Origin of the sequence: Sphingobacterium zeae, assembly GCF_030818895.1 — a bacterium.
Lineage (GTDB): Bacteria > Bacteroidota > Bacteroidia > Sphingobacteriales > Sphingobacteriaceae > Sphingobacterium > Sphingobacterium zeae.
The window spans coordinates 1923430-1946508 of the sequence record NZ_JAUTBA010000001.1 but is presented as its reverse complement, the minus strand read 5'-3'; the positions used below and the strand labels follow the sequence as shown (position 1 = coordinate 1946508).

At 39.7% G+C, this 23079-nt stretch carries 21 protein-coding genes; 9 read left to right on the top strand and 12 right to left on the bottom strand.

Annotation, left to right across the window (positions count from 1 at the left end):
* Positions 1–82: 82 nt before the first annotated feature.
* A complete protein-coding gene (locus tag QE382_RS08090; RefSeq protein ID WP_307188056.1) occupies positions 83–361 on the top strand; it encodes a hypothetical protein in 279 nt (92 codons plus the stop codon).
* Positions 362–475: 114 nt separating this feature from the next.
* Here QE382_RS08090 and QE382_RS08085 read toward each other — a convergent pair whose 3' ends face one another.
* From QE382_RS08085 to QE382_RS08065, 5 genes are all read right to left on the bottom strand, one after another.
* On the bottom strand, positions 476–655 hold the full coding sequence (locus tag QE382_RS08085) for a DUF4932 domain-containing protein (protein WP_307185432.1): 180 nt from the start codon (positions 653–655) through the stop codon (positions 476–478).
* A gap of 73 nt (positions 656–728) precedes the next feature.
* A complete protein-coding gene (locus tag QE382_RS08080; RefSeq protein ID WP_307185431.1) occupies positions 729–2069 on the bottom strand; it encodes a serine hydrolase domain-containing protein in 1341 nt (446 codons plus the stop codon).
* A 194-nt stretch (positions 2070–2263) separates the two neighbouring features.
* The gene (locus tag QE382_RS08075; protein WP_307185430.1) at positions 2264–3826 is read right to left on the bottom strand and encodes a serine hydrolase; all 1563 of its coding nucleotides are present in this window, start codon (positions 3824–3826) and stop codon (positions 2264–2266) included.
* A 71-nt stretch (positions 3827–3897) separates the two neighbouring features.
* Positions 3898–4707 carry a helix-turn-helix domain-containing protein gene (locus QE382_RS08070; protein ID WP_307185429.1) on the bottom strand — a complete coding sequence of 270 codons (810 nt, stop codon included), beginning with the start codon at positions 4705–4707 and terminating at the stop codon, positions 3898–3900.
* Between the two features lie 223 nt (positions 4708–4930).
* Entirely contained in the window at positions 4931–5578 is a 648-nt protein-coding gene (locus tag QE382_RS08065; protein ID WP_307185428.1) for an Imm19 family immunity protein, read from the bottom strand.
* A 268-nt stretch (positions 5579–5846) separates the two neighbouring features.
* On the opposite strand from QE382_RS08065, the gene QE382_RS08060 reads away from it, so the two are divergent.
* Positions 5847–6308, top strand: a complete 462-nt coding sequence (locus tag QE382_RS08060) for a VOC family protein (RefSeq protein ID WP_307185427.1) — start codon at positions 5847–5849, stop codon at positions 6306–6308.
* Between the two features lie 151 nt (positions 6309–6459).
* On the opposite strand, the gene QE382_RS08055 is transcribed toward QE382_RS08060, so the two are convergent.
* From QE382_RS08055 to QE382_RS08045, 3 genes are all read right to left on the bottom strand, one after another.
* Positions 6460–7902 carry a serine hydrolase gene (locus QE382_RS08055; RefSeq protein WP_307185426.1) on the bottom strand — a complete coding sequence of 481 codons (1443 nt, stop codon included), beginning with the start codon at positions 7900–7902 and terminating at the stop codon, positions 6460–6462.
* 209 nt (positions 7903–8111) lie between these two features.
* Positions 8112–9308, bottom strand: coding sequence for a GTP-binding protein (locus tag QE382_RS08050; protein ID WP_307185425.1), 1197 nt, complete (start codon positions 9306–9308; stop codon positions 8112–8114).
* Positions 9309–9319: 11 nt separating this feature from the next.
* Positions 9320–9547: a hypothetical protein gene (locus QE382_RS08045; RefSeq protein ID WP_307185424.1), complete on the bottom strand. Its 228-nt coding sequence runs from the start codon at positions 9545–9547 to the stop codon at positions 9320–9322.
* A gap of 261 nt (positions 9548–9808) precedes the next feature.
* Here QE382_RS08045 and QE382_RS08040 point away from each other — a divergent pair, with 261 nt between their 5' ends.
* Positions 9809–10324, top strand: coding sequence for a YciE/YciF ferroxidase family protein (locus QE382_RS08040; RefSeq protein ID WP_307185423.1), 516 nt, complete (start codon positions 9809–9811; stop codon positions 10322–10324).
* A gap of 287 nt (positions 10325–10611) precedes the next feature.
* The gene (locus QE382_RS08035) at positions 10612–12810 is read left to right on the top strand and encodes a hypothetical protein (protein ID WP_307185422.1); all 2199 of its coding nucleotides are present in this window, start codon (positions 10612–10614) and stop codon (positions 12808–12810) included.
* Between the two features lie 57 nt (positions 12811–12867).
* On the opposite strand, the gene QE382_RS08030 is transcribed toward QE382_RS08035, so the two are convergent.
* Together QE382_RS08030 and QE382_RS08025 are read right to left on the bottom strand one after the other, a co-directional pair.
* Complete coding sequence (locus QE382_RS08030) at positions 12868–13524, bottom strand: response regulator transcription factor (RefSeq protein WP_307185421.1); 657 nt, start codon at positions 13522–13524, stop codon at positions 12868–12870.
* Positions 13525–13797: 273 nt separating this feature from the next.
* Positions 13798–14004, bottom strand: a complete 207-nt coding sequence (locus QE382_RS08025; protein ID WP_307185420.1) for a hypothetical protein — start codon at positions 14002–14004, stop codon at positions 13798–13800.
* 505 nt (positions 14005–14509) lie between these two features.
* Between QE382_RS08025 and QE382_RS08020 the strand changes: the two genes are divergently transcribed.
* Genes QE382_RS08020 through QE382_RS08000 form a run of 5 tightly spaced genes read left to right on the top strand, consistent with a single transcriptional unit; the run spans position 14510 to position 20468 of the window.
* Positions 14510–15451 (top strand): glycosyltransferase family 4 protein, encoded by a 942-nt coding sequence (locus tag QE382_RS08020; RefSeq protein ID WP_307185419.1) that lies wholly within the window; start codon positions 14510–14512, stop codon positions 15449–15451.
* A gap of 11 nt (positions 15452–15462) precedes the next feature.
* Entirely contained in the window at positions 15463–17319 is a 1857-nt protein-coding gene (locus QE382_RS08015; protein ID WP_307185418.1) for a glycosyltransferase, read from the top strand.
* 3 nt (positions 17320–17322) lie between these two features.
* Positions 17323–17889 (top strand): D-glycero-alpha-D-manno-heptose-1,7-bisphosphate 7-phosphatase, encoded by a 567-nt coding sequence (locus QE382_RS08010; RefSeq protein WP_307185417.1) that lies wholly within the window; start codon positions 17323–17325, stop codon positions 17887–17889.
* On the top strand, positions 17882–19375 hold the full coding sequence (locus tag QE382_RS08005) for a PfkB family carbohydrate kinase (protein WP_307185416.1): 1494 nt from the start codon (positions 17882–17884) through the stop codon (positions 19373–19375). The genes QE382_RS08010 and QE382_RS08005 overlap by 8 nt, the downstream gene beginning before the upstream one ends.
* A gap of 1 nt (position 19376) precedes the next feature.
* On the top strand, positions 19377–20468 hold the full coding sequence (locus QE382_RS08000; RefSeq protein ID WP_307185415.1) for a glycosyltransferase family 9 protein: 1092 nt from the start codon (positions 19377–19379) through the stop codon (positions 20466–20468).
* Here QE382_RS08000 and QE382_RS07995 read toward each other — a convergent pair.
* Together QE382_RS07995 and QE382_RS07990 are read right to left on the bottom strand one after the other, a co-directional pair.
* Positions 20449–21399: a glycosyltransferase family 9 protein gene (locus QE382_RS07995; RefSeq protein WP_307185414.1), complete on the bottom strand. Its 951-nt coding sequence runs from the start codon at positions 21397–21399 to the stop codon at positions 20449–20451. The two genes, QE382_RS08000 and QE382_RS07995, sit on opposite strands and share 20 nt — an antisense overlap.
* A gap of 32 nt (positions 21400–21431) precedes the next feature.
* Positions 21432–22949 carry an FAD-dependent oxidoreductase gene (locus QE382_RS07990; RefSeq protein ID WP_307185413.1) on the bottom strand — a complete coding sequence of 506 codons (1518 nt, stop codon included), beginning with the start codon at positions 22947–22949 and terminating at the stop codon, positions 21432–21434.
* Between the last annotated feature and the right edge of the window lie 130 nt (positions 22950–23079).

The window sequence follows — 23079 nt, the reverse complement described above, 5'->3', positions numbered from 1 at the left end:
GACACTAGCCAAAGTAAATTATCACATCCATACTGATGCAATAAAGGAAAACCTCATTCCAGCCGAAATTACCAAGCAGCAAGTGAATTCCGTTTATGCCAGCGAAGCTGATATATTGAATGTCGCACTATTTGGAACGACAGCCAAACAATGGAGAGATACTAATCCCGACAAAAAGGACAATATTCGAGACTACGCGATTATAGAACAGTTGGTGGTGCTAAGCAACATGGAAAGTATAAACGCGTTATTAATTCAACAAGGAGTACCACAAAATGAACGGCTTATGCAACTGAATAAAGTAGCGGTAACACAAATGAGGTCGCTCGTAGAAAATAAATCCGTTAAAAAATTGAAATAGAAAATCACAAGTATTTTTAGAGAAAGGTTCTACAATTGTTAAAACTTGTCCATACTTAAAAATAGCTTCATGCCCAATAAAGCAAACATATTTGTAGCAATTCTGAGAATTCATTTAAACAAGTTTTTCAATCCAAAGAAATCCCCTATCTAGCTGTCCATTGGTTTCTTTTGAGATTTCTTCGGCGCTGAAATTATGATCTTTCTGATATTTAATAACCGCAGCTCGAACCAATGCCACATTCAACATCGTTTGCCAGATACCGTATGCCTGCCGGTTCATTTTTTCCTTCACGACGCTATATAATTTTACGCCGCTTTCCCTAAAAATTGTTTTGTCTTCTATCTGAAAATGTCAAATTGAATCTTTATATTCTCGTAAATTCAAGCACCAAGTCTCCATCTTTCAACAACAAGCGTTGTTCGTCGGGCATAAACTCTAAAATGCTACCTTCATCATCATACACAAATGTATAGTCTGACTTATAGCGATAAGGAACATACATCTGTCCATTGTCTGATAACTGACCGATCAAATTCTTGCCATCTGAAGAAATCGTCATTGTTTGACTCCCCTCCTTATATCGATAGGTTCCTGCTATTTTGCGAAACTTATCCTCAGTCAGGTCTTTTGTTTTATTGAAATCGGGTAAGATGGGATCTCTACCATAAACATATTGAATGAGTGTATTTTGGACTTCCCCTAGGTTAATATTAACCGCGTTACACAAAGTCACGATCCCTAGCTTTTCCGCGGGAAAATACCAATAATCCGAGAAATAATTTTCAATTCTACCACCGTGAATATACCCTATTGGATTCTTAAATAGTGCTTTTTCTATTCCCATTCCGTATTCCCCCTTACTCTCGGGTAACATTAACTCAAGGCTCTCCTTGGAGATTAATTTACCCTCAAACAGTCCTGAAAGAAATCGATTAAGTTCTACAGCTGTAGTCGCTATACCACCGCTAGCGGGATGATTGGAAAAATTTACATTTGAATTTTTAATATATTTATTTTGAATATTATACGATACCGCTTCATGTCTATTGGGATCTGTCTCTGCAGAGAAGTAGGTATTGGTAAGTTTAAGTGGTTTGCATATCTTTTCATTTAACAGTGTAGCGTAAGACTTCTGATATACTTTCTCCAATATAAACCCTAATAGCACATAATTCGTATTGCTGTATTCGAAGGCAGTATTTGGTTCAAAATTGCTCTTCAAATCCTTAATATAGGTAAAAACTTCTGCCTCTGTATGAAATTCCTGCTCCCATATTTCGTTCCCATCGATTTCAGTAAAGTTAGCTATTCCGCTACGATGCTTCAATAATTGCTCTATAGTGATTTTTTCTGAATTTTTAATTTGGGGATAAAATGTAGAAAGATGGGTATCCAAACGTAGTTTTTGTTCTTCTACAGCCTTGAGAATTAAAACAGCCGTGTAAGTTTTTGTATTGGATGCAATACGGAATTTTGTACTGCTATCGTTTTTTCTTTTAGAATCAACATCGGCATAGCCTATTGAACTTGTATAAAATAGACTATCATTGTGCAGTACCGCTACACTTCCCATCATTTTATTATTTCGGAAAAGATGATCAAAATACTCATTTAACTTTTCTTGCGCTACCAATGTTGTATCGCCGAGAAAAGCAAATAAAACAATAAGCACGGAGATATTCTTACTACATTTTAGCAAACACATATATAAGGGATTTAACCATTGAATAGCTCTAATTTACGCTAATCATTGATTTATTTTGTAGGCATGTCTAAAATATTTTTGCTACCTATTATTCCAGACGAATAGGATTATTTCTCCATATTTGCTAAATATATCAAAATCAATACCTTTATTACCTACTGGGATTAACAACTAAAGCATCTTATGCACCTGCTTTAATTTATTCGCTTTAAATCTAGATCTTGAAAGTCGAAACTAAAATCAATTGAAGGTGATATTCCTTTCATTTTAAATGATTGTGCTTTACCTTTTTTACCATAATCAAATATCACAAACGCATCACAATTCATATCTTGATAATCCCATTTCACGGCAAACGTATTTTTATCATAAAAGAACATGCGGCCATTTAATTTTGGCGAACGCAAACTCCTGATTCTAAGCTCACCATTCTTCTCATAAATTTCCATTTGTCCAAACCATTTATCGTTATACATACCCATTAAATTCTGACGATTGTATTTGATACCATTCAAAGAATCTACCTGTGCCCAAACTTTCTTTGTTACCGCATCTGTTGCACCAATGTGACGCGAGAGATTTCGGGCTCTGTTGTCGATCCACTCCGCATCATCTAAGCCGAAATAACTGTCAATAATAGCTCTAGTAACAGCAAATGCCAGCCCCCCGCCCCCGCTTTCTGTATTGGTCAAAACAACAACTCCCAACTTCATATCCGGTACTAACATCACCTGTGATAACATTCCGGGTAAGCCACCGGTATGCATAGCAGTAAGATGACCTCTCATATCATTTAACACCCAACCTAATCCATATCCATTAAACTGCGTATTGTACCGCTCTGAAATAAAGTTGGGCAGAACTGTTTGAATCGTCCACATCTTTCCGCTACTGGCAGAACTAAATAATAATGCTTTTAGATCATCACCATACCGCCCCTTATTAAGCTGTGTTAACATCCATTTTGACATGTCTGACACATTTGAATATATTCCGCCGGCTGGTCCAATCATTCCAATAGCAAACCGGTCTATCTTTTTTAATTCACCGGTTGCCGCAGAATGCGGTGCTGCCAGATTCTTGACATTATGAATATTTGAATCTCCGACAAATGAAGAATTCATCTGCAAAGGATCAAAGATTCTCTTTTGAATAAATCCTTCGTAACTCATCTTACTCACCCTGGCAATAATTTCTCCAGCAATGATGTAGAATAAATTGTCATAATTATATTTTGTCCGGAAGGAAGAAACTGGTTTAAAATGTTGGAAAATACCAAACAGATCTTTCACTGTAAAGTCAGCTCCATCGGGAATAAATGTTAAATCTCCCGCGCCAAGTCCAAGACCGCTACGATGTGTCAGTAAATCAACGATATTAAAATTGTCGGTCACATAATCATTGTACATTTTAAATTCTGGAATATAATCTTTCACTTTATCATCCCAGGTTATCTTTCCTTCATCTACCAATATTGCAAGCGCAGCAGCAGTAAAAGCTTTGGTGTTGGATGCTATTTGGAAGTTGGTATATTCGGTTACTTTTTCCTTCGTGCTAATTGAAGCAACACCATAACCTTTTTGATGTATCACCTGGCCATCTTTCACAACTGCAATCGAGGCCCCTGCGACATTCAATTTAACCAAAGCTTCTTCCATAAGGGAGTCTATCTTTTGAGACGATAATTGGGAGAAAAGTGGAAGTGCGATCAATAACAACACTATTATTAAGGCAAACTCAGATATTCTTTTTTTCATGGTTTATATTGTCAAAATGTAGCTTAAAGTAACAATGAAAAAAAGATTAAAAATTGTAAAAATGTTACCGACTATATGAAGCGCCAAATATTCTTTATTTCGATATCTACACTTCTAAAGAAAGAATTCGGACTCGATTTGGTCAGGGCCTTAAAGTCTTTTACAAAATGGGGCTGATCGTAGAATTCGTTTTTATAGGACAATTCTGTTAAATTTCTAACTCTTCCTTTGCTATCGATTGTATTCCTAAATCTAAATATCTTCCGGTAATCCATGGGGGATTTTCCCAGATGTTTGTATATCAATTTGTAAAGGTGCTTTCTTGATATATTATTTTTTAGGGCGATGTCTGCGATTTTCATATTAGATTCAAGATCAACCAAAATATTTTCAATTTTTCGAAAATCTTTGTATCTAAACTTCGAAAGCCAATAAGCTTCAAATTCATTTCGTTGAATCTGCCTCTCAAAAATATGAAAAATACGACTCATTTCCCTCTCAAAATCATCATAATGAGATACAAAATCCACAGGTTGCAAAGAAGAAAACATAATCTCCCAATTATCCAAAAAACGGTTAATTCCAAGCGGCTTAAAATAAAGAGTGATTTCTTTAATGGGCCGCTCGTAATGTATTGTTATTGGTGTGGTATAGTTATAAATCAAGTTAGCATAGATGTTTTTTTTTGCAGAAGGAATAATTGAAATCTGATTTTCACTAAATGTAACGCTTGAATCAGAATTTATGGAAACAATGCAATAGTTATTAGGAAAGGTAAAATATTCCTCAATTCCTTCCGAAGCATCGTCAGCAATAAAATAGTAGCCCTCGATGTATTTCCTTAACGTTTCATCTTCTGGTATATAAAACTGTATTTTCAATTGGTCATTTTTTTGTGATAACAAATAGTAGGTTAGTTTTCTGCCACGTTGTAGGGAGAACAACCCAAATATACTATATACAGCTATTAAGACATAGCTTTTAGCCAAAATAAAAATCTCTACAGGAGTTCAAAAAAGTGTCTGGCTCCTATTGATAATACAAATCAATAAATTCGTTGATTTAGTTAAAAGGACTGTTTAAAAGGACTTGCAACATTAAGTGTCACAATTTTTTCAAGACTTTATTTAATTCAACCACGTTTTCTCGATATCTCGGATATTTTCGAATATTTCGAACACTATGATTTTGATTGTTTACGGTGCCCACTTCATCGACTTCATAAAAGAGCTCTTCAATTACAAGTCCATTTAATATACACTTAGAAATATATTCTGCACTTTGTTCAAACTTTGGTATTGTTTTTAAATGGTCATGTATAATCTGTTTCGCATTGTCTTTTTGATGTATTTCAATTGCTGTCATTGGTAACATAAGCAGAAATAAGTGTTCAAACTGCTGAAGTGATAAAAGTTCATCCCAAGTTAGAAACCATGCTTCAAAATGTCCTCCCAAATTCCCCAAGTAAATGTCGTTAAGAAAAAATATAATTTCATGATCTTGAAATTCAATTAAGAAAGTGATATCTTCCTCTAAATTTCCTCCGATAAATTTTAAAGATTCTCCGCCTTTATCTATTGAAAAAAATTGTTCTTCCCATTCAGCTAATTTTTCTTTGTCAATTCCGATAACTTCCAGTGCTTCGTCAATGTTGATCTCGTTGATGTCATCGTACCCATTGAAATATTTAATATAGGTATACCAAAAGAACGTATTGTCTTTTAAGTTGTCTTGCGTAATTTGTCTATTCATATTACTTACTGATATTTAAAATTGGTCCGACAAGCCAGTTCATTTATATTACCTCCCCTTCAGCTAATATAGTTGAAATATAGTTGGGTTAAAACCTTGTTCCAAAAATCATCCTGTTTATTAGACTATTAACGAGATGCAATGCGTTAAATATGCAGTTCTATTTCTTATCCTATGCCAAGTCAATCGAAGAACAAATCTTTTAAATTTACAAGACTATAATTTATCTAAATTCCAATAGGGTGACAACAACCAAAAATATAAAGCTATGCAAAAGATTATTCCAAACCTTTGGTTTGACAGCAACGTACAGGAAGCCGCAGCATATTACCTATCGGTTTTCAAAAATGGAAAAATAATCAATATTACGTATTACCCGAATTCGGAAGCCGAAGGACTGGCTGATTTCCAGAAGGATTTTGCCGGAAAGGTGCTTACCGTTGAGTTTGAGATTCTGGGAATGCGCCTCATCGGGATCAATGCCGGACCAATATTCAAATTTAACGAGGCTATTTCCCTGATGATCCCATGTAAAGACCAGACTGAAATAGACTACTATTGGGAAGCACTTACATCGGATGGAGGACAGGAGAGCGTTTGCGGGTGGCTGAAAGACAAATTCGGATTAAGCTGGCAGGTTTCTCCTGAAAATTGGGCGGGACTCAACAAAAGACCGGGCGCATTCAAAAAAATGATGGGAATGAAAAAGATCATTATTGCTGATTTCTAAAACTAGGTAACGACAAAGTCCATATTCAAACACTGGTGTAAACTCGAAAAAATAAATGTACCGGCAACGCAGCAATGGCCGCTAGGTTTCAATTATAGACCGAGGCCTTCTTAAAAATTTGAAAATGCGTCTCTGATTATTGCGCAAGCCATTATCTTTCAATAGGAGATTGGTCTAGGTAATTTTCAAATATCGAAAATCCGACAGCAGTAACATCCAAGGCAACATTGGACAGAATAATAATTGCTTTTTGAGATTTATCATCAAATGCCACAAAAGACCTAAATCCACCTGTACCTCCAGAATGATGAAATATCGCCTTACTTCCAGCTTTTTTAACACGCCACCCTAATGCCATTACCTGATCTTTATCTGCAAAAGTCAGCTGATGAGTTAAATGAATGGCCTTTGTCAGTTTATTTTTGAAGCCTAACTGTGCCTTCATAAAAATAATCATATCGTCCAATGTAGATCTTATGGCACCAGACCCCGCCAAAGATTCCAAGTGCCAATACGACGTTGGCCTGCCTTTTTCATCGTATCCTTGTACCACGTCGGTATCCCTTAGTGATGTATTTTTCATTCCCAAGAGCAAACAAATATTATCAATGACCAATTGTCCAAAACTTTTGTTACTATGACGTTCTAATGCTACACCTAAAACCCCAGCGCCTAAATTTGAATAAGAAAATCTGACTCCGGTCTGAGACGAAACATGATATTTTTTAAGGAAATGGAAGAGTGAATCAACCTTATAATGACTATAAGGATCTGCTGGAACGGCATTAGTCGTAAAAATATTATCCGGGAGCCGAGGAAATCCAGCGGTATGATTTGATAATTGCACAAGTGTGATCGGATGACCATCCCATGCTAAACGAGGAATGGAATCTGGCAGGTATTTACTGATCGGATCCTCTAATTGCATATTGCCATCAACTACTTCTTTCGCCAATAAAAGTGAGGTGAAAATTTTTGTAACTGAACCAATCTCAAAAATACTTTTGGAAGCATCTGGAAGTTGTTTACTTGTCTTAGCAATAGCTCCATAACTATATTTTCTTTGTCGCTTTCCATCAATTACCGCTAACATAATACCTGTGGCAGCACCCTTTTGAATATAAGGCCTGACGATTTTTTCCACCAGCAAATCTATGGAGTCTTTTAACGGATTATTACTTTCTGCTTTGAAATTCTTATCTTCTATGAAAAATGGCAGTTCCTTAAAATTCATCCTTCGAACCTGTTTCTCATTATCAAGCAGAACAGAAAATAATTGTTCGGAGTTTTCAAATTGAATGGTATAATTATACCCGTTGTTAGTAGAATCAACAAAAGAAAAATATTGCATCATGCCCACATTTGCCACAAACTTCCGCATTCCCAACGAAAACTTTTCTTTTGAAATTTTAGATTGATAAGTGGCGGACGATTGCCCGTAAATCTCGTCTGATTTTTTTTCATTAAAAAGTCTTTGAAACTCCTCCATAAAATAATTGTAATCGGCACGAGTAGCCTGGGCAGGTAAGTACCGTACCGAGAACAGTAATAAAACAAGGAGACTGTAAAATCTATAATTCGGTTTAATTTTCATTTTTATGTATTTCGGGCATGTTAAACAAATTAAATATACAACATGTTTAGAGCATGTTCAAAATCAATTAACTTGTGCTAAATTTTAGGTAATGGTCTTTCATCGGTATTCCATCCGCAGTTCGGAATGAATCCACGTAGATTGCCAATATGTTCTTAAAAACAGAACAAGCTTCCAGGATTTAAATAGCGGTAATATTGATAGTATTTTTAAAGATTTTTAGGAAATTCATCCTTCCACCAAGTGAAGCGCCAATCATCAGCTTCTTCTTCGGTCAGCAAACACGCTTCCAACTCCTGAAGATATTTATCCTTCTCCAAATGTTGTCCTATAAAAACTAATTCATTTTTACGATCCTCCCATTCTGGATGCCAACGCTTTAGTAAATCAGCCCTTACCTCGTGATAAATCGGATATTGATAGCGCATTTCTTCGGGCATACTACTCCACCAAGAGCCCGCGCTTTCTAAACGGACACTTCCACCAGCCTGACTAAAACTAATTGCCGTATCGGGTCTAGACGCTAACCAAAAAAGGCCCTTTGCGCGGATTATATTATGGGGATAATGCTCATTTAAATAGCGATGTAACCGCTGTGGATGAAAGGGCCGCTGCGAACGAAAGACAAATGATGAAATTCCATACTCTTCTGTTTCGGGAACATGATCTGCCTCAAGCTCCTTTAACCAACCTGCTGATGCAGATGCTTCTTCAAAATCGAACCTATCAGTACCCATAATTTCTGTAGGATCGACCTGTCCAAATTGAGTTCTTATTAGCTTGGCCCCAGGATTGAGTTTACCAATAACTGCTTCTAAAGTTCCTATTGTTTCCTCAGATACAAGATCCGCTTTGTTTAAGACAATAACATTTGCAAACTCTATTTGATCTGTCAATAGATTTACAATTGTCCTATTATCCATATTATCATCAGCCAATTCTCTATCTAACAAAGTTTCTGCGCTACCGAAATCCTTGGAAAAATTGAAACAATCGACCACGGTGACCATTGTATCAATATAGCTAAAAGATGAAAGATCAATGCCATTGTTAGGATCAACGTAGCTAAATGTTTGAGCAACAGGAATTGGCTCGGATATTCCTGTACTTTCAATTAAGAGATAATCAAACCGATTTTCTTTTGCTAAGCGCTCAACCTCGACCATCAAATCTTCCCTTAATGTGCAACAAATGCATCCGTTACTCATTTCAACAAGTTTTTCTTCAGTACGAGAAAGAACATTTTCACGCTCAACAGACTGCGCATCTATATTCACTTCACTCATATCATTTACAATCACGGCAACCTTCTTACCTTCCTTATTATGTAGCACGTGATTTAACAATGATGTTTTGCCAGCACCTAAAAAGCCACTTAAGACTGTAACCGGTAATTTATTTTTCATTTTGATCAAAATTAAATTTTAGTTGTATCCTCCTCTATGTCGGCAATTATTTTCATCCACGCTTTGATATTCTCAAGATGCTCTTCCCCATACTTAGTTATAAAACGCTGCGTTTCCGTATTTAAATAGTCGTTATAGATAGCCAGTCGGCTTTTGGCAAATTCTACCGTTAAGGGAATACCACATTGCGTCTCAATACACCATTTCCAATCTTCAAAGTTTTTCGGAATTATATTCATTGTCTTCTATTTAAGTACAAAAGTAATTACAATAATCTATAAAAGCAATTTAGTTGCATTTAAAAAATAGTAGTGAAATACTTGTGTATAAAATTCCCGAGTTTCTATCTAAGGGGATATTGATTATGCACGAAAACAAAACTCATTCGCACGTTTTGTAAAACGTCAATGTATGCATAGCAGTAAGATGACCGATCATTCAAAATTGAGAATTTTAAAAACGATCTTCTCACGACTCATGTACATCTTCAAAAAAGAATTATGGCAAAATCGAATCAAAATCAGGAACAAATGCCAAATGAGCATTTACATGAGTTATTTGTAGACGAATTAAAAGATATTCTGGGCGCGGAGAAACAGCTCTTAAAAGGTTTAAAGAAAATGAGCAAAGCAGCAGAAAACGAACAATTGAAACAAGCATTTGAGGAACACCACAGCCAAACTGAAGGGCAGATCGAGCGACTTAAAGAGGTATTCTCAGTTTTGGGCATTCGTGCACGCGCCAAAAAGTGCAAAGCTATGGAAGGCCTACTGGAGGAAGCAGATGAAATCATCGAAAATTTTGAAGGCGATCCAGCGTTAGATGCGGCACTTATTTCTGCTGCACAAAAAGTTGAGCATTATGAAATTGCGAGCTATGGCTGCCTGGTTACATTTGCAAAACTAATGAATCATACTGAAGCAGAGCAAATGCTCCAACAAACACTTGATGAGGAAAAACAAACCGATGTGTTACTAACAGAGATAGCCGTCTCTTCGGTAAACGAGTCTGCATAATGAATCTGAAAAGCCCGGTAATTCGGGCTTTTATTTTACTGTTTTACGTAGAATGCCCATCAAGGTTTCTCCAGCCGCCGTCCTTAATTCCATAGCTGCTCAGATAAACGCTTCCTATCTCTAGCCACAAATCTTAACAACTTCTAACTTATTTATTCCTTTCCGCGAAAAACAGGGAAAATACATTTTTAAACGTAGTTTTAACATAAAATTCGATTATTAAAACCATTGCCAAGTTACCCGCCTTCATGTATAAAACAAGCACATTATACAATTAAGAAATTAGCATGATGATAAATCCTGTCACTCCATGGACAGCAACTGTCCAGTCCGATATTTCAGACGCTATGCCAATTTTTGAAATAGATTTAAAAGCGTACAAACTCAAAATCCATAATGCAGGTGATTCGATTTGGCTCGTAGCTATCTGGCCAAAAGGTGCAAAGATTGCCTTTAGACTTGCCTTTGGAATGAATAGCCGGTTTGAAAAAGTGACGATCTCCGAAGCACCTGATGAGATACTGATCACTGCTTCAACTAGGCTTGCCTATTATCGAATCATTCTGTTCTTTCCGGAAAGTAAGCGTGCCGTCTTTCGTTACACCACCACTCTACGAACAAAATTACCGCTGCTCATCCCTTTCTGGCCACGGGATATTATTCCCTTGACTCAAAATGGTAAGACGGAGAATACAGCAGGAAAAGTACATACCAAGCAGGTAGGCTCGCGGTCGGGACAGCTCTACTTTAGTATGACAAAGCCAAAAGCCGGTTCTGTGTTTTACTTCCAGAATCTGACAGCCATGTCCCCTTACTGCCAAGAAACACAGGTATCCCTTCGGGAAACAGTCGGGGGCGAATGGCCTGAGCTCGGATTCCAGTTTCCTGTCAATGCAGAAAAGCCACTGTCAGCCAATGAAGAATATATTATTTCGGATGCATTTGTTCAGCTGGATGAAAATATACCTGAAAGTGACAATGAAGTCGTTGAAAGTTACCTTGATTTGCTCGCATCAGTCTACCTGCTCTTACCTAAGCCCGAACCTAGCCAACATAATTGGTTGCCGACAGCTAAAAAAATACTCGATAACATCTCTAACAATAAGGGTTGCTGGACACAAACGGACGGCAGCCCTTATCTGAATGCTTATGTGGGTGACTACAAAACTCCTGCAGAGATCATGGTACAGCTTGCCGTTATCCTACCCTTGCATGAATACCTTGCCTGGACTGGAGAGCACCACCCCATGCTGGAAGAACTTTCAGATGGTCTCCCATCTTTTTATGATAAGTCTATACGGAGTTTGGTCAGGTGGCACCCCTCGTTAACAGAAGACTTGGATCATTCCGAGGAGCAAAAGAGTGAAATGGTAATGGACTCCTGGTACCTTCACCATCCCTTGTTAAACCTAGCGCGACTGGCATTGCGGGGAGATAAGATGGCTAAAGAACTCTTTTTGGGTTCGATCGATTATGCAATAAAGGTTGCAAGGCATTTTAACTATAAATGGCCTGTATTTTATAAAATGACAACGTTAGAAGTATTAAAAGCCGAAACGGCTCCGGGCGAAGGTGGCGAAAAGGATGTTCCGGGATCATATGCGCACGTTATGCTCCTGGCATGGCAGCTGACAAAAGAAAAACGATTTCTTTTGGAAGCAAGCAGAGCAATTAAAAGCTTAGATGGCCTAGCCTTTGATATATTCTATCAGGCCAACAATACAGCATTCGCTGCAAGTGCCTTTTTGGAAATGTATAAGATCACCGAGGATATTCATTACTTAGAGCTGAGCTATTGCTGCCTCGCCGGCATATTCGAAAATTGCCAATTGTGGGAGTGCAGTTATGGGTACGGCAAAAATTTTCCGTATTTTTTCTCTGTATTTCCTTTGAAAGATGCGCCATACACAGCAGCATACGAAGAACTGGAAGTATTTGCTGCCCTGCATCATTATCTTGAGGCGGCAGCAGATATAACAATTTTACCAGCCCTAAGAATACTGATCCCTGAATTTATCAAGTATGCAACAGGCAGACTGGCGTATTATTACCCTCCGCTTCTCCCGGAAGAAATGATTGCCGAAAATACCAAAACGGGCGAAATTCAAAAGGATTTATGGATTCCACTTGAAGATATACATGACGGCTGGGAGAAAAGCGGTGAAGTTGGGCAGGAAGTATATGGCGCTGGCTTGGCCTTCGCCGTCATACCGCGACAATACTTCAAAGTGGGAAATCTGAGCGGCACTGTATTTATAAATTATCCAATTTCAAACTTCCGAATCGGAAAAAACTCGGTAACTTTCAGGCTGGAGGGCAGTGCATTGCTCAAGGCCCATATGAGTCTGCTGGGTTTTTCAAAGGAAATGTTAACCAAAATTACAGTGGAACAAAAGGTAAAATCATCCTATATACCTGTGAATAAATTAAGTAGCGGTTTTTACGAATTAACTGGCACTGGATTGGTAAGAATTACAACCCACTAAGCAATTAGATCCGGGGGCAAAAGACTAAAACTGGTTTTAAATCTTTGTATCCCTGGATTATTGTAATAGCATATGCTGAAAGCTAAAGCGGACGAGATCGGCTGTGTTTTTGGTTTTTGTCTTTTCCATCAGATGCTGGCGATACCCCTCGACTGTACGGGTACTTAGAAAGATCCGTTCTGCAATTTCACTATTAGTAAGCCCTTCTGATATTAGCATCAATACTTCAATTTCTCGCTCCGTGATACCATAATGATCGGCGACCGCAGCCCTGTCGATACGATTTGGCACAAAATTGCGGTATCCATCCAAAATACGTACACTCAAAAAGGCCGTAACATATTTATTTCCTTCGTACATGTGCATTATACCAAATAAGAGTTCCTGAATCTCGGTACTCTTCGATAAATAACCATCTGCACCAGCATCAAATGCTTCGGCTACTTTATCAATTTCCTCTATCATGGAAAGGATGGCTATCTTGATGTGCGGATACACTTTCTTCATTATCCTAACTAAGGAAATTCCGTCCATACCACTCATGTTGATATCTGATAAAATAAAATCGGGCTTATCCTGCTGTTCTATAAATAAAAGAGCGTCCTCTGCACTGGCTGCTTCACCAATGATGTAAAAGCTGGGGCTAGACTCAAGTAATAGCCTGATTCCGCTACGAACCACTTCATGGTCATCAACTAAAAGTATTTTACACATCTATATCTGTTTATTATTAACAATAACGCTATAAAACAAAATATATTTTCCTAAATTATATAATAAAATAAAAGCATTAAAACATGAAAAAGTAATTATAACTAAAACGAAACCAACATCACAGCAATAAATGTACTAAAATCCTTAAATTGTATATTTCGACTTATCCTCGATTATGTTTCGATTTAAAGCAAGCTACTCTTTCGCTACATCGAAACAAAAAAATGGAGACTAAGCTCAGGTAAAAACTTAGTCTCAGTAAAAGCAAATCATTTAATCTGGTTTGGCGGGAGAAGGTTGTCTTTGTAAAGAATCTGTACTGTCACTGCTTAGAGAGTCACCCGTACGTACACCTGTCTGCCCTTCATCGACGCTAGTCGATGAATCATAGCTTCCATTTGCCTGGTTTCCTTTGTTGCTACTATTGCCACATCCCCAAAGTCCGAGGACTGTCAATATTAATATACTAATTTTTTTCATATCCTATCAGTTTATATTAAACCATTCGGAGATTGAACAGTACAAAATAAGGAATGGTTGTGTTGAGATAAATTTTGGGTAAAAATCGGTCGTCTGTGGTACTATTACTGTTTACGTAAACAACTACATAAATACCACTTAATCTGCCGATGTCTTTCGTATTATAATTGACCTAAATCTATGTTAGCTATACGTTGAAAGTGATCATGCTGTCCACGAACCTCGAGACTCTCTAATATCCTTTGGACATTTTTGGATTAGATATAATGTATCGCATTAGTCCTTTAACAATTTTCCTTTTGATGTAATTTCCCTTAGTCCCATGAAATAAATTCACAGGATTAATACTAATAGTAAAGTAGTTCGTACATACGATTGGGTATTAGTCCATTAAACTAAGTTGTTCTTGCACCCGTTCATCAGACAAAGGTTGAGAACACATGGCCTCTATCTATGATTGTCACCGACAAGTACGCACGAGGAAATGTTGAATAACAGAATAATTATGGCACAAAAACCCCGTATCCTGACTTGGCATATTCATGGCTCCTATTTATATTATTTGTCACAAGGAGATTATACGCTGTACATCCCTTACACACCAGAAAGAGGACCCCGGTATGTCGGAAGAGGCAGCACGTTTCCCTTTGGTGACAATGTAGTCGAAGTTCCTGCCAATGAAGTGCGTCACCTTGAGTTCGATCTGATATTGTTTCAATGTGATGAAAATTACCTGGAAGATCAATACATGATCTTGTCAGAATTACAGCAGCTATTGCCCAAGATTTACATCGAACACGATCCGCCATGGCATCATCCCTGTGATGAAATCCATCCCGTAACGAATCCGGCAGTCACATTGGTCCATGTGACGCATTTTAACCATCTCATGTGGAAGACCAACATTCCAGATGTCCGTGTAATCAGCCACGGCGTGGATACGCACGGCGTTACGTACAATGGCAGACTAAAAAAAGGGATCGTCGTTATTAATAATCTTCCTTCTCGCGGACGCATGCTAGGTAGCGATATCTTTGAACGTGTACAGCAGCAGGTACCATTAGATCTCATCGGTATGGGTAACGCGCCCTATGGCATTCGCGAAGTGCTGCATCCGCGGTTGCCTGAATTTATTAAAGATTATCGTTTCTTTTTTAATCCTATACGTTACACAAGCCTTGGCTTAGCCATCTGCGAAGCAATGATGGTAGGTCTCCCAATAATTGGATTAGCCACGACGGAGCTATCGACTGTCATCGAAAATGGAAAAACCGGATATATCGGGCTAGATGTCGATGAGCTAATCAGCAAGATGAATAGGTTGCTATGCGATCCGATTCATGCGCAACAGTTAAGTGCGCATGCACAACATAAAGCACAGGAGCTTTTTGATATCACCCGCTTTACGCAACAATGGGAATATTTAATCAACAAAAAAATTAACTAATATATTGTATAATGAAAAAACAGCTAGCTTTTATTAGTGATCATGCCTCGCCGCTCGCCACGCTAGGCGGCAAAGATAGTGGTGGCCAAAATGTTTATGTGGCTGAAGTAGCCACCCAGCTTGCTCTAATGGGTCATCAGGTTGATATTTATACCAGAGCTGAAAACCCTAAGCAACAACAGATCGTCTATTGGAAGCCCAATGTTCGTGTTGTTCATATCGTAGCCGGGCCAATGCAGGAACTGCCCAAGGAACAACTCTATGATCATATGGAAGAGTTTACCGCCAATATGATTGCATTTATTCAGCATAATCAGCTGAGTTACCAGTTGGTCCATGCGCATTTCTGGCTCTCGGGAATGGTGGCCATGCAGGTAAAAAAACAGTTAAAAATACCTTTTGTTATGACCTTTCATGCCTTAGGCGCCGTGCGTAGAATGCATCAGGGCTGCTCCGATAAGTTTCCGAAAATCCGTGAAAAAATTGAAAAAGATATTATTTGGGCGGCAGAGCGTATTATAGCCGAATGTCCAAACGACTTAAAAGATCTTATTCAGCATTACCAGGCTCCGCAGGATAAGATAGAAATTATCCCCTGTGGTTACAATCCTACTGATTTTTATCCAGTAGACCGTACCGAAGCAAAGGGAAAATTGGGCCTTGACCCTACCTTCACCTATATTTTACAGCTTGGCCGAATGGTGAGACGAAAAGGAATCGACAACGTGATTGAGGCTTTCTCACATGCGCAACATGCACTACCTGAACTTAGGCTTTTGGTTGTGGGCGGCAACTTTGATTCACCGGATGACCGTACTGAATACGAACATCTGGAACATCTTTGTAACGCACTCAACATCAAAGATAAAGTCATTTTTACGGGACAAAAAGATCGTGATAAACTGAAATATTTCTATGCTGCAAGTGAGCTCTTCATTACGACGCCCTGGTACGAACCGTTCGGGATTACCCCCTTAGAATCTATGGCCTGTGGCACACCAGTGATTGGTGCCGACGTCGGCGGAATATCATTCACCGTCCGCCATGAGGAAACTGGCTTACTTGTATCCCCGCAACAACCACAACAATTATCTTCGGTCATCGTCGAATTGATAAGCAATGACCGTAAGCGCATGAAATTTTCCGTCAACGCACTCCGCCATGTCAAATCTTTCACGTGGAAAACTGTTAGTGAAAGTATTGCCAGACTCTATGAACAATGTATGCCAAATACAACTGAAAAAGAAGCAATTCATCAGATAAAACAGAATTTCCTAGGCTCCTCAAGAACCTTTGAAAAGGCAGCAGAAGTTATGGCTAGCGGGATTGCTCGATTATCGGCTAAAATGGTATCGGTACTACAGAGTAATAGAAAAATCATGATCTGTGGTAATGGGGGAAGCGCAGCAGAGAGCCAGCACTTTGCAGCTGAACTGGTGGGGCGATTCGAAATACCACAACGGCCCGGATATCCCGTTATATCGCTCAATACTGACGTTTCGGTCATGACCGCCTGGGCCAATGACTTTGGCTACGACACGGTATTTTCGAGGCAAATTCAGGCGCTTGGGCAACCTGGCGATATGCTGATATGTCTCAGTACCAGTGGAAATTCGGTAAATATTATCAATGCACTAAAAGAAGCAAATAAATTAGGCATTGTCTGTGTAAACTTATTGGGAAAGGACGGTGGCGAAGCAATGCAGTACGGCGAGCACAACCTCATTGTGCCATCGGATAATACAGCACGAATTCAGGAAGTTCAACTCCATATAATCCATCAGCTCTGTGCACTTGTAGAACAGCAAATGGTTGCCCAAACAGAAGGGAACGAGCGTATCTTAATACAAAAAAAACTGATTGCATAGCCAATGGAAAAAGCACTGTTTTTAGATAAGGATGGAACGCTCATTAAAGATGTGCCTTACAATGTAGACCCCAAGCGGGTTGTATGCTACCCCGATATATTTAAACCGTTGCGGATGCTGCAAAAAAATGGATATAAACTCATTGTCGTTAGCAACCAGTCGGGTATAGCGCGGCGCTATTTTACGGCAGAAGAGTTGGAAATCGCTTTTTCTGAGCTTCGAAAACAGCTTATGACTGAGGGTATCCACCTGAATGGCATTTATTACTGTCCACATGGCGACAGAGCTAGCGATATGCAATGCATTTGTCGCAAGCCACTACCGGGAATGTTATATCAGGCAGCGGCGGAGCTTCATATCGATTTAAAAAAATCGTGGATGATAGGCGATATTTTGAATGACGTCGCTGCCGGCAGAGCTGCAGGCTGCAAAACTATTTTGGTGGATCGCAGTCAGCAGGAACGCAAAAAAGACCGCATGGAAGACCCGAAATTTATGCCCGATTTCATCACGGACAATTTTTATGGATTGACTCAGGTAATCACATTAGAAAAAGAATATTATGAATGAAATAACATTAAGTAAGTTGGTCGAAAAAGGATTCAACAATCCCAGAGTTCTTGTTTTAGGGGACTGTATGCTGGATATTTATCTGGACGGCGAGTGTAACCGGCTTGCGCCCGATGTTGCTGTTCCGGTTTTGGATGTCAATGCTGTACAGTGCTGCCTCGGCGGGGCCGGAAATGTGATCACGAATCTCTGCAACATGGGCGCGAAAGTTTCTGTAGTGACTATGCTTGGCGACGATCACAGTGCCCAGACCATTGCCCGTGACTTGCGGTTACAAGGGATAGATACCAGCAACATCCTATTTAATCCTAACTGTCAGACACTCACCAAGACCCGCCTACGAAGAGAAAATCAATGTCTCATACGTTATGACATTGGCCGTGTCTATCATTTTACCCCTGATCTATTACAAAAATATCTAGCAGATGTAAAAAAAATGCTACGGCATATCGATATTATTTTTCTAGCGGACTATGACAAAGGCAACATTCCCGACGAACTGATTCAGTTGCTTTATCAGGAGCAGCAGAAAAATCCTAAAATTATCGCAGTAGACAGCAAAGATTATTACCGGTATAACTGTCTGCGCCCCGATCTGGTTAAGCCAAATTATGAGGAGGCGTGTAAAATTTTGGGACATAAACCGCAAAACGAACGCGTAACACAAGCGTTAGAATGGTCCGAAAGTCTGTGTATTATTTCGAAGGCAAATTGGGTAGCGCTCACCCTGGATAAAGATGGCGTAATCTTATTTAAAAAAGAGGAAGAGCCCAAACATTATCCCGTACCTGCCCTAAACGAAGGAAACTTTTCCGGTGCCGGTGATACTTTTCTGACTGTGCTCTGTCTGGCTTATTATAACAAACTGGAAGAAGATATTGCCATACGATTGGGTATCAAAGCCGCTCAAATCGGTATTCATAAAAGTGGCACGGCAAGCTGTAGTTGCGAAGAGCTTGCCCAGGAGCTAAGCCATAAAGATGATAAGGTGATCGTGGATCTCAGCAGCCTCGGATCAGTATGCGATAAGCTACGCGCCGACCATAAAATTGTGTTTACAAATGGATGTTTTGATATCTTTCATGCAGGCCATGCACATTACCTCAGTGAGGCCAAGTCGCAAGGCGATATTCTGATTGTCGGTATCAATACAGACGAAAGCATTGCCCGGTTAAAGGGAGCCTCCAGACCGATAAATACCCTAAACGAACGTATCGAAGTGCTGCGCGCTTTATCGGCTGTCGACTACATTGTCCCCTTTGGTGATGAACTCTCCGACGACCCGATTCCGGTACTCGAAAAAGTGAAACCCCATGTATTTGTTAAAGGTGAGGCTTATGAAAGCGAAGAAATGCCCGAAATGGGGCTGCTTCAAATACTAGGAACCCAACTTGTCTTTATTCCGCATGTACACCAACAATCGACAACTAATATCATACAACGCGTGCAGGAAAATAGCAGCCAACTCTTAAAGAAAATCAGCTAATATGGACAAATGGAAAGATTGTAAAAATATGCTGATCATCCGATTAGATAACATGGGAGATCTCATTATGAACAATGCCGCATTACAGCAGATAAAAGCGAATATGCCGCACTGTAAAATTACACTTTTAGCATCTGAAATGGCTATTCCTATTATTCCTTTTTTGGGTACAGTAGATGCATATATACAATACGATGCACCATGGATGAAGTTAAGCAATCAGGATTCCGCCGCCCGCACTGAGGCGTTGGTCGCAAACATTAAGGAAAAACAATTTGACTCCTGTATCATATTTAATGTTTATAGCCAGAATCCAATGGCAGCGATTCTATTAGCCTATCTTGCCGGCATTCCGAAGCGCGCGGCGTATATGCGTGAAAATCCCTATTCATTGCTCACGCACTGGGTTCCCGATAAAGAGCCGTTGTTTCAGGTAAAACACCAAATCACAAGGGATCTTGAATTAGTGAAATACTTGGGTATCTCCCATCTAAGTAGTTGCCTGCCGACTTTAAAAATGCCTTCCGGCAGATTATCAATCTTTCTTCCAAAGCCTGATCTCAAACGTGTAATACTCAATTATGATGTCTCTGAAGAGAAGCGTCGCATACCTATTGAAGTAGCGCGGGAACTCCTCGAAAAACTGCTCGGACTGAATTTCCAGGTGGTATTGGTCGGTAAGGAAAATAATGGGTACCTAAGATCTTGTTCGTCTGTCGATAGCTCGCCGAAACTGGTCAATCTCATTGGGAAGACTAGCGTTCGCGATCTTTTGCTAGTGGTGCAGCAGGCAGATGCGGTAATTACGGTGAATACCGGTGTGGCTCACATTTCCTGCGCCTTACAAAGGCCCACATTGGTCCTATATGCGCAGACTAATCCGCAACATATTCCCTGGTCGCGTGACTCCGATTTTATCTTATATCCAGTCAGCCCTTCGGCCAGGTCAAAAAACACCATCAATATCTTTGTGGATAAGCAGAACCGAGATTCTAAAATTGTTCCTTTGACAACCGCTGTCATTCTTAAAAAATTTCAGGCCTTACTTGGGCGCAGCGGCCCTAAAAAGGAGCTCATGGAAGAAGACGGTTGATTTCACGTTCAATCTGTGCCATGGCGACGGGTACAGTTAGGTCAAATGTGGTGTGCAGCTTTTTATTGAGCGGCCCCCAGCGCTTTGGTTCCCCGTCCATACTAATGACAACGCTCCTTGTCTGCAATGCCGCAGCGACATGCGAAATGCCGGTACAGTTGCAAAGTAACAAAGAGGCCTCTTTTAGCAGGCAGCCCAACATACCTAAATCCAGCTTGGAGCAAAGATTGACTGTGGGAAATTCCAGTAAACGCTGTAGTTTATCCACCAGTATTCGCTCGGCGGGTACTCCTGTCAATATAATCTGATATCCCTTATTGTACATGTGCCTGGCTAAATGGGCAAAATTTTCGATCGGCCAACGCCTCGCCTCGTCCCTGCTTCCTACGTGCACGATAACAAATGGTGGTACCATTTCGGATTTTATGGGCTCATACGCTGCCCAGTCCGCTGGAAACATGGGATAGTACATCGTGCTCGATACAACTTGAATACCTAAAAAACGGACGAGTGCCAAATGTCGCTCTACCTCGTGTAGGTGGTTCGGATAGGTAAGCCAATCCGAATCTCCTACAGCGGCTAACGGTGTAAATCCGACCAATCGCTTTGCACGGAATTGTGTTAAAAAATCGTTAACTATAGTTCCATCTCCTTGCATCTGGACGAGCAAGTCGAAATTTTCCGCTTGCATGCGAAGGATGAACCGGGCCAATTCATTAGGGTCGTATGGTATTTCCGGAAGCGCTGGATGCCCCGGGAAATCAATATATTCGTCAATGCAATCATAACGCTTCATTAATGCGCGCATATGCGGCAGGCCAATAAAGTAAAGTTTTGCGTTTGGATAATTAAATTTTAGCGCGCCTATCGCCGGTATGGAGCACAGGAGATCCCCCAAGTGAAGTGCACGAAAGATAGCGATTTTGAACATTTTATACGATCAAGAATAGTTTATGGTTTGTATTAAAAATGTAGATCGACTTTAGATAGACCTTTGGTCGCAGGCCCATTCAACATGTTGCCGTTGACATCAAACCTGGATCCATGACACGGACAGTCCCATGTATGCTCTGAAGGATTCCAGGCTACCGTACACCCCATATGTGGACACACTGAATTTAAACAAAATAATGTACCCTCCCTATCCCTATAGGCTGCCAATGCCTTATCTTCAAAACGTACAACTTTCCCTTCATCTTTGGAAATGTCATCTAGCTCTTTTATTGTCTCTGGCGAAAGCTTGTCCATAACAAAATGCTTGACCACATTCACCCCTTCAGAGACCACACTTTTAGCACTTGCGATCGGTTTCACCCGGGCAGGCGACAGCAATTTGGATAAAGGGGTTTCCTTATCTTCGATCAAATCGGGAATGATCAAAGATGCCATTGAGCCGAAAGTCATTCCATTGCCGCCGTAACCCGTAGCGATGTAAACATTGCGCTCATCTGGCATTCTTCCGATATAAGGTAAACCGTCTGCTGAAACATAATACTGTGACGACCATTGCGCAACCAATTCATCATAATCAAAATGCTCATCAGCCCATTGTTTCAGGTCATCAAAATGTCTCTCCGTATCCTTTTCATCTCCAGTTTTGTGGTCGAACCCACCAACGATTAAATATTGCCCGTCCTCAGCATGATGGTATCTAAAGTAATGATAAGGATCATACAAATCAGCAGCCTGCCCGGCTTTAGGTGAACCTTCGGAAAGTTTCAGCACCACGACATAGCTTCGGTAAGGCGCTAATAGAAAATTAAATCTATTTTTTCCTGGTGGTGTATGCGTTGCCCAAACCAAATTTTTGGCAGTAAAGATTCTTTTATCCTTTGTTTTTATGCTGATTTTGTTTTCATCATTGTCATAATCCTCAATAATTTGATTGGTCAGGAGGGCACCACCTCCGTTGATATAGGCGGACAATAACCCGTCAATATATTTAATCGGATGAAATTGGGCTTGTCCTTCGATGCGAATCGCTTTTTTAAAAGGTACGTTAAAGGGGATCGAATTTACCCGAGATGTCTTCAATCCAATTTGTTGATGGGCTGCATAAATTTGATCAAGTTGCTCGTTTTGTTCTTTCTCTGCGCTGAACAGAAAAAAATCGCATACAGAAAAATCGCAGCCGATTCTATTTCTAATAATATTATTTCTGATGTAATCTACGGTATCAAATGTACTGAGAAGCAGCTGTTGCGCTGCTGTTTCTCCAAAATTATCGATAATCTCATTATAGGAAGCATCGTAAAAATTATTGATATGTGCAGTAGTTCCGCCCGTGGTACCGAATCCGGGATTTTCCTTGTCTAAAAGCAGGCACTTAATACCCCTATCTTGTAATTCCTTTGCTAAAGTAACGCCGGTAATTCCTGCTCCAACGATAATGGTGTCAAAGGCTAGATCGATGAAGTCCGATGAAAGGTTGGGGGATTCAGCGCTTTGCCAAAAACTTCTATTGATTCCGTCTCGTGTCATAGTACTTTTGATTATTCTGAAGGCGGGATGTCTTATATCAAGCCCCAGAGGTGTATAATTACGATGAATTATTGTTAGGGATGAACCATTCTATGGAGGAATCGTTTTATCGGTAAATACGCAAAAAAGT

Coding starts and splice junctions, on each gene's coding strand:
- QE382_RS08080 (WP_307185431.1), bottom strand. CDS start 2,069: ATGTGTTTGCTAAAATGTAGTAAGAATATCTCCGTGCTTATTGTTTTA.
- QE382_RS08075 (WP_307185430.1), bottom strand. CDS start 3,826: ATGAAAAAAAGAATATCTGAGTTTGCCTTAATAATAGTGTTGTTATTG.
- QE382_RS08065 (WP_307185428.1), bottom strand. CDS start 5,578: ATGAATAGACAAATTACGCAAGACAACTTAAAAGACAATACGTTCTTT.
- QE382_RS08060 (WP_307185427.1), top strand. CDS start 5,847: ATGCAAAAGATTATTCCAAACCTTTGGTTTGACAGCAACGTACAGGAA.
- QE382_RS08055 (WP_307185426.1), bottom strand. CDS start 7,902: ATGAAAATTAAACCGAATTATAGATTTTACAGTCTCCTTGTTTTATTA.
- QE382_RS08050 (WP_307185425.1), bottom strand. CDS start 9,308: ATGAAAAATAAATTACCGGTTACAGTCTTAAGTGGCTTTTTAGGTGCT.
- QE382_RS08045 (WP_307185424.1), bottom strand. CDS start 9,547: ATGAATATAATTCCGAAAAACTTTGAAGATTGGAAATGGTGTATTGAG.
- QE382_RS08040 (WP_307185423.1), top strand. CDS start 9,809: ATGGCAAAATCGAATCAAAATCAGGAACAAATGCCAAATGAGCATTTA.
- QE382_RS08035 (WP_307185422.1), top strand. CDS start 10,612: ATGATGATAAATCCTGTCACTCCATGGACAGCAACTGTCCAGTCCGAT.
- QE382_RS08030 (WP_307185421.1), bottom strand. CDS start 13,524: ATGTGTAAAATACTTTTAGTTGATGACCATGAAGTGGTTCGTAGCGGA.
- QE382_RS08025 (WP_307185420.1), bottom strand. CDS start 14,004: ATGAAAAAAATTAGTATATTAATATTGACAGTCCTCGGACTTTGGGGA.
- QE382_RS08020 (WP_307185419.1), top strand. CDS start 14,510: ATGGCACAAAAACCCCGTATCCTGACTTGGCATATTCATGGCTCCTAT.
- QE382_RS08015 (WP_307185418.1), top strand. CDS start 15,463: ATGAAAAAACAGCTAGCTTTTATTAGTGATCATGCCTCGCCGCTCGCC.
- QE382_RS08010 (WP_307185417.1), top strand. CDS start 17,323: ATGGAAAAAGCACTGTTTTTAGATAAGGATGGAACGCTCATTAAAGAT.
- QE382_RS08005 (WP_307185416.1), top strand. CDS start 17,882: ATGAATGAAATAACATTAAGTAAGTTGGTCGAAAAAGGATTCAACAAT.
- QE382_RS08000 (WP_307185415.1), top strand. CDS start 19,377: ATGGACAAATGGAAAGATTGTAAAAATATGCTGATCATCCGATTAGAT.
- QE382_RS07995 (WP_307185414.1), bottom strand. CDS start 21,399: ATGTTCAAAATCGCTATCTTTCGTGCACTTCACTTGGGGGATCTCCTG.
- QE382_RS07990 (WP_307185413.1), bottom strand. CDS start 22,949: ATGACACGAGACGGAATCAATAGAAGTTTTTGGCAAAGCGCTGAATCC.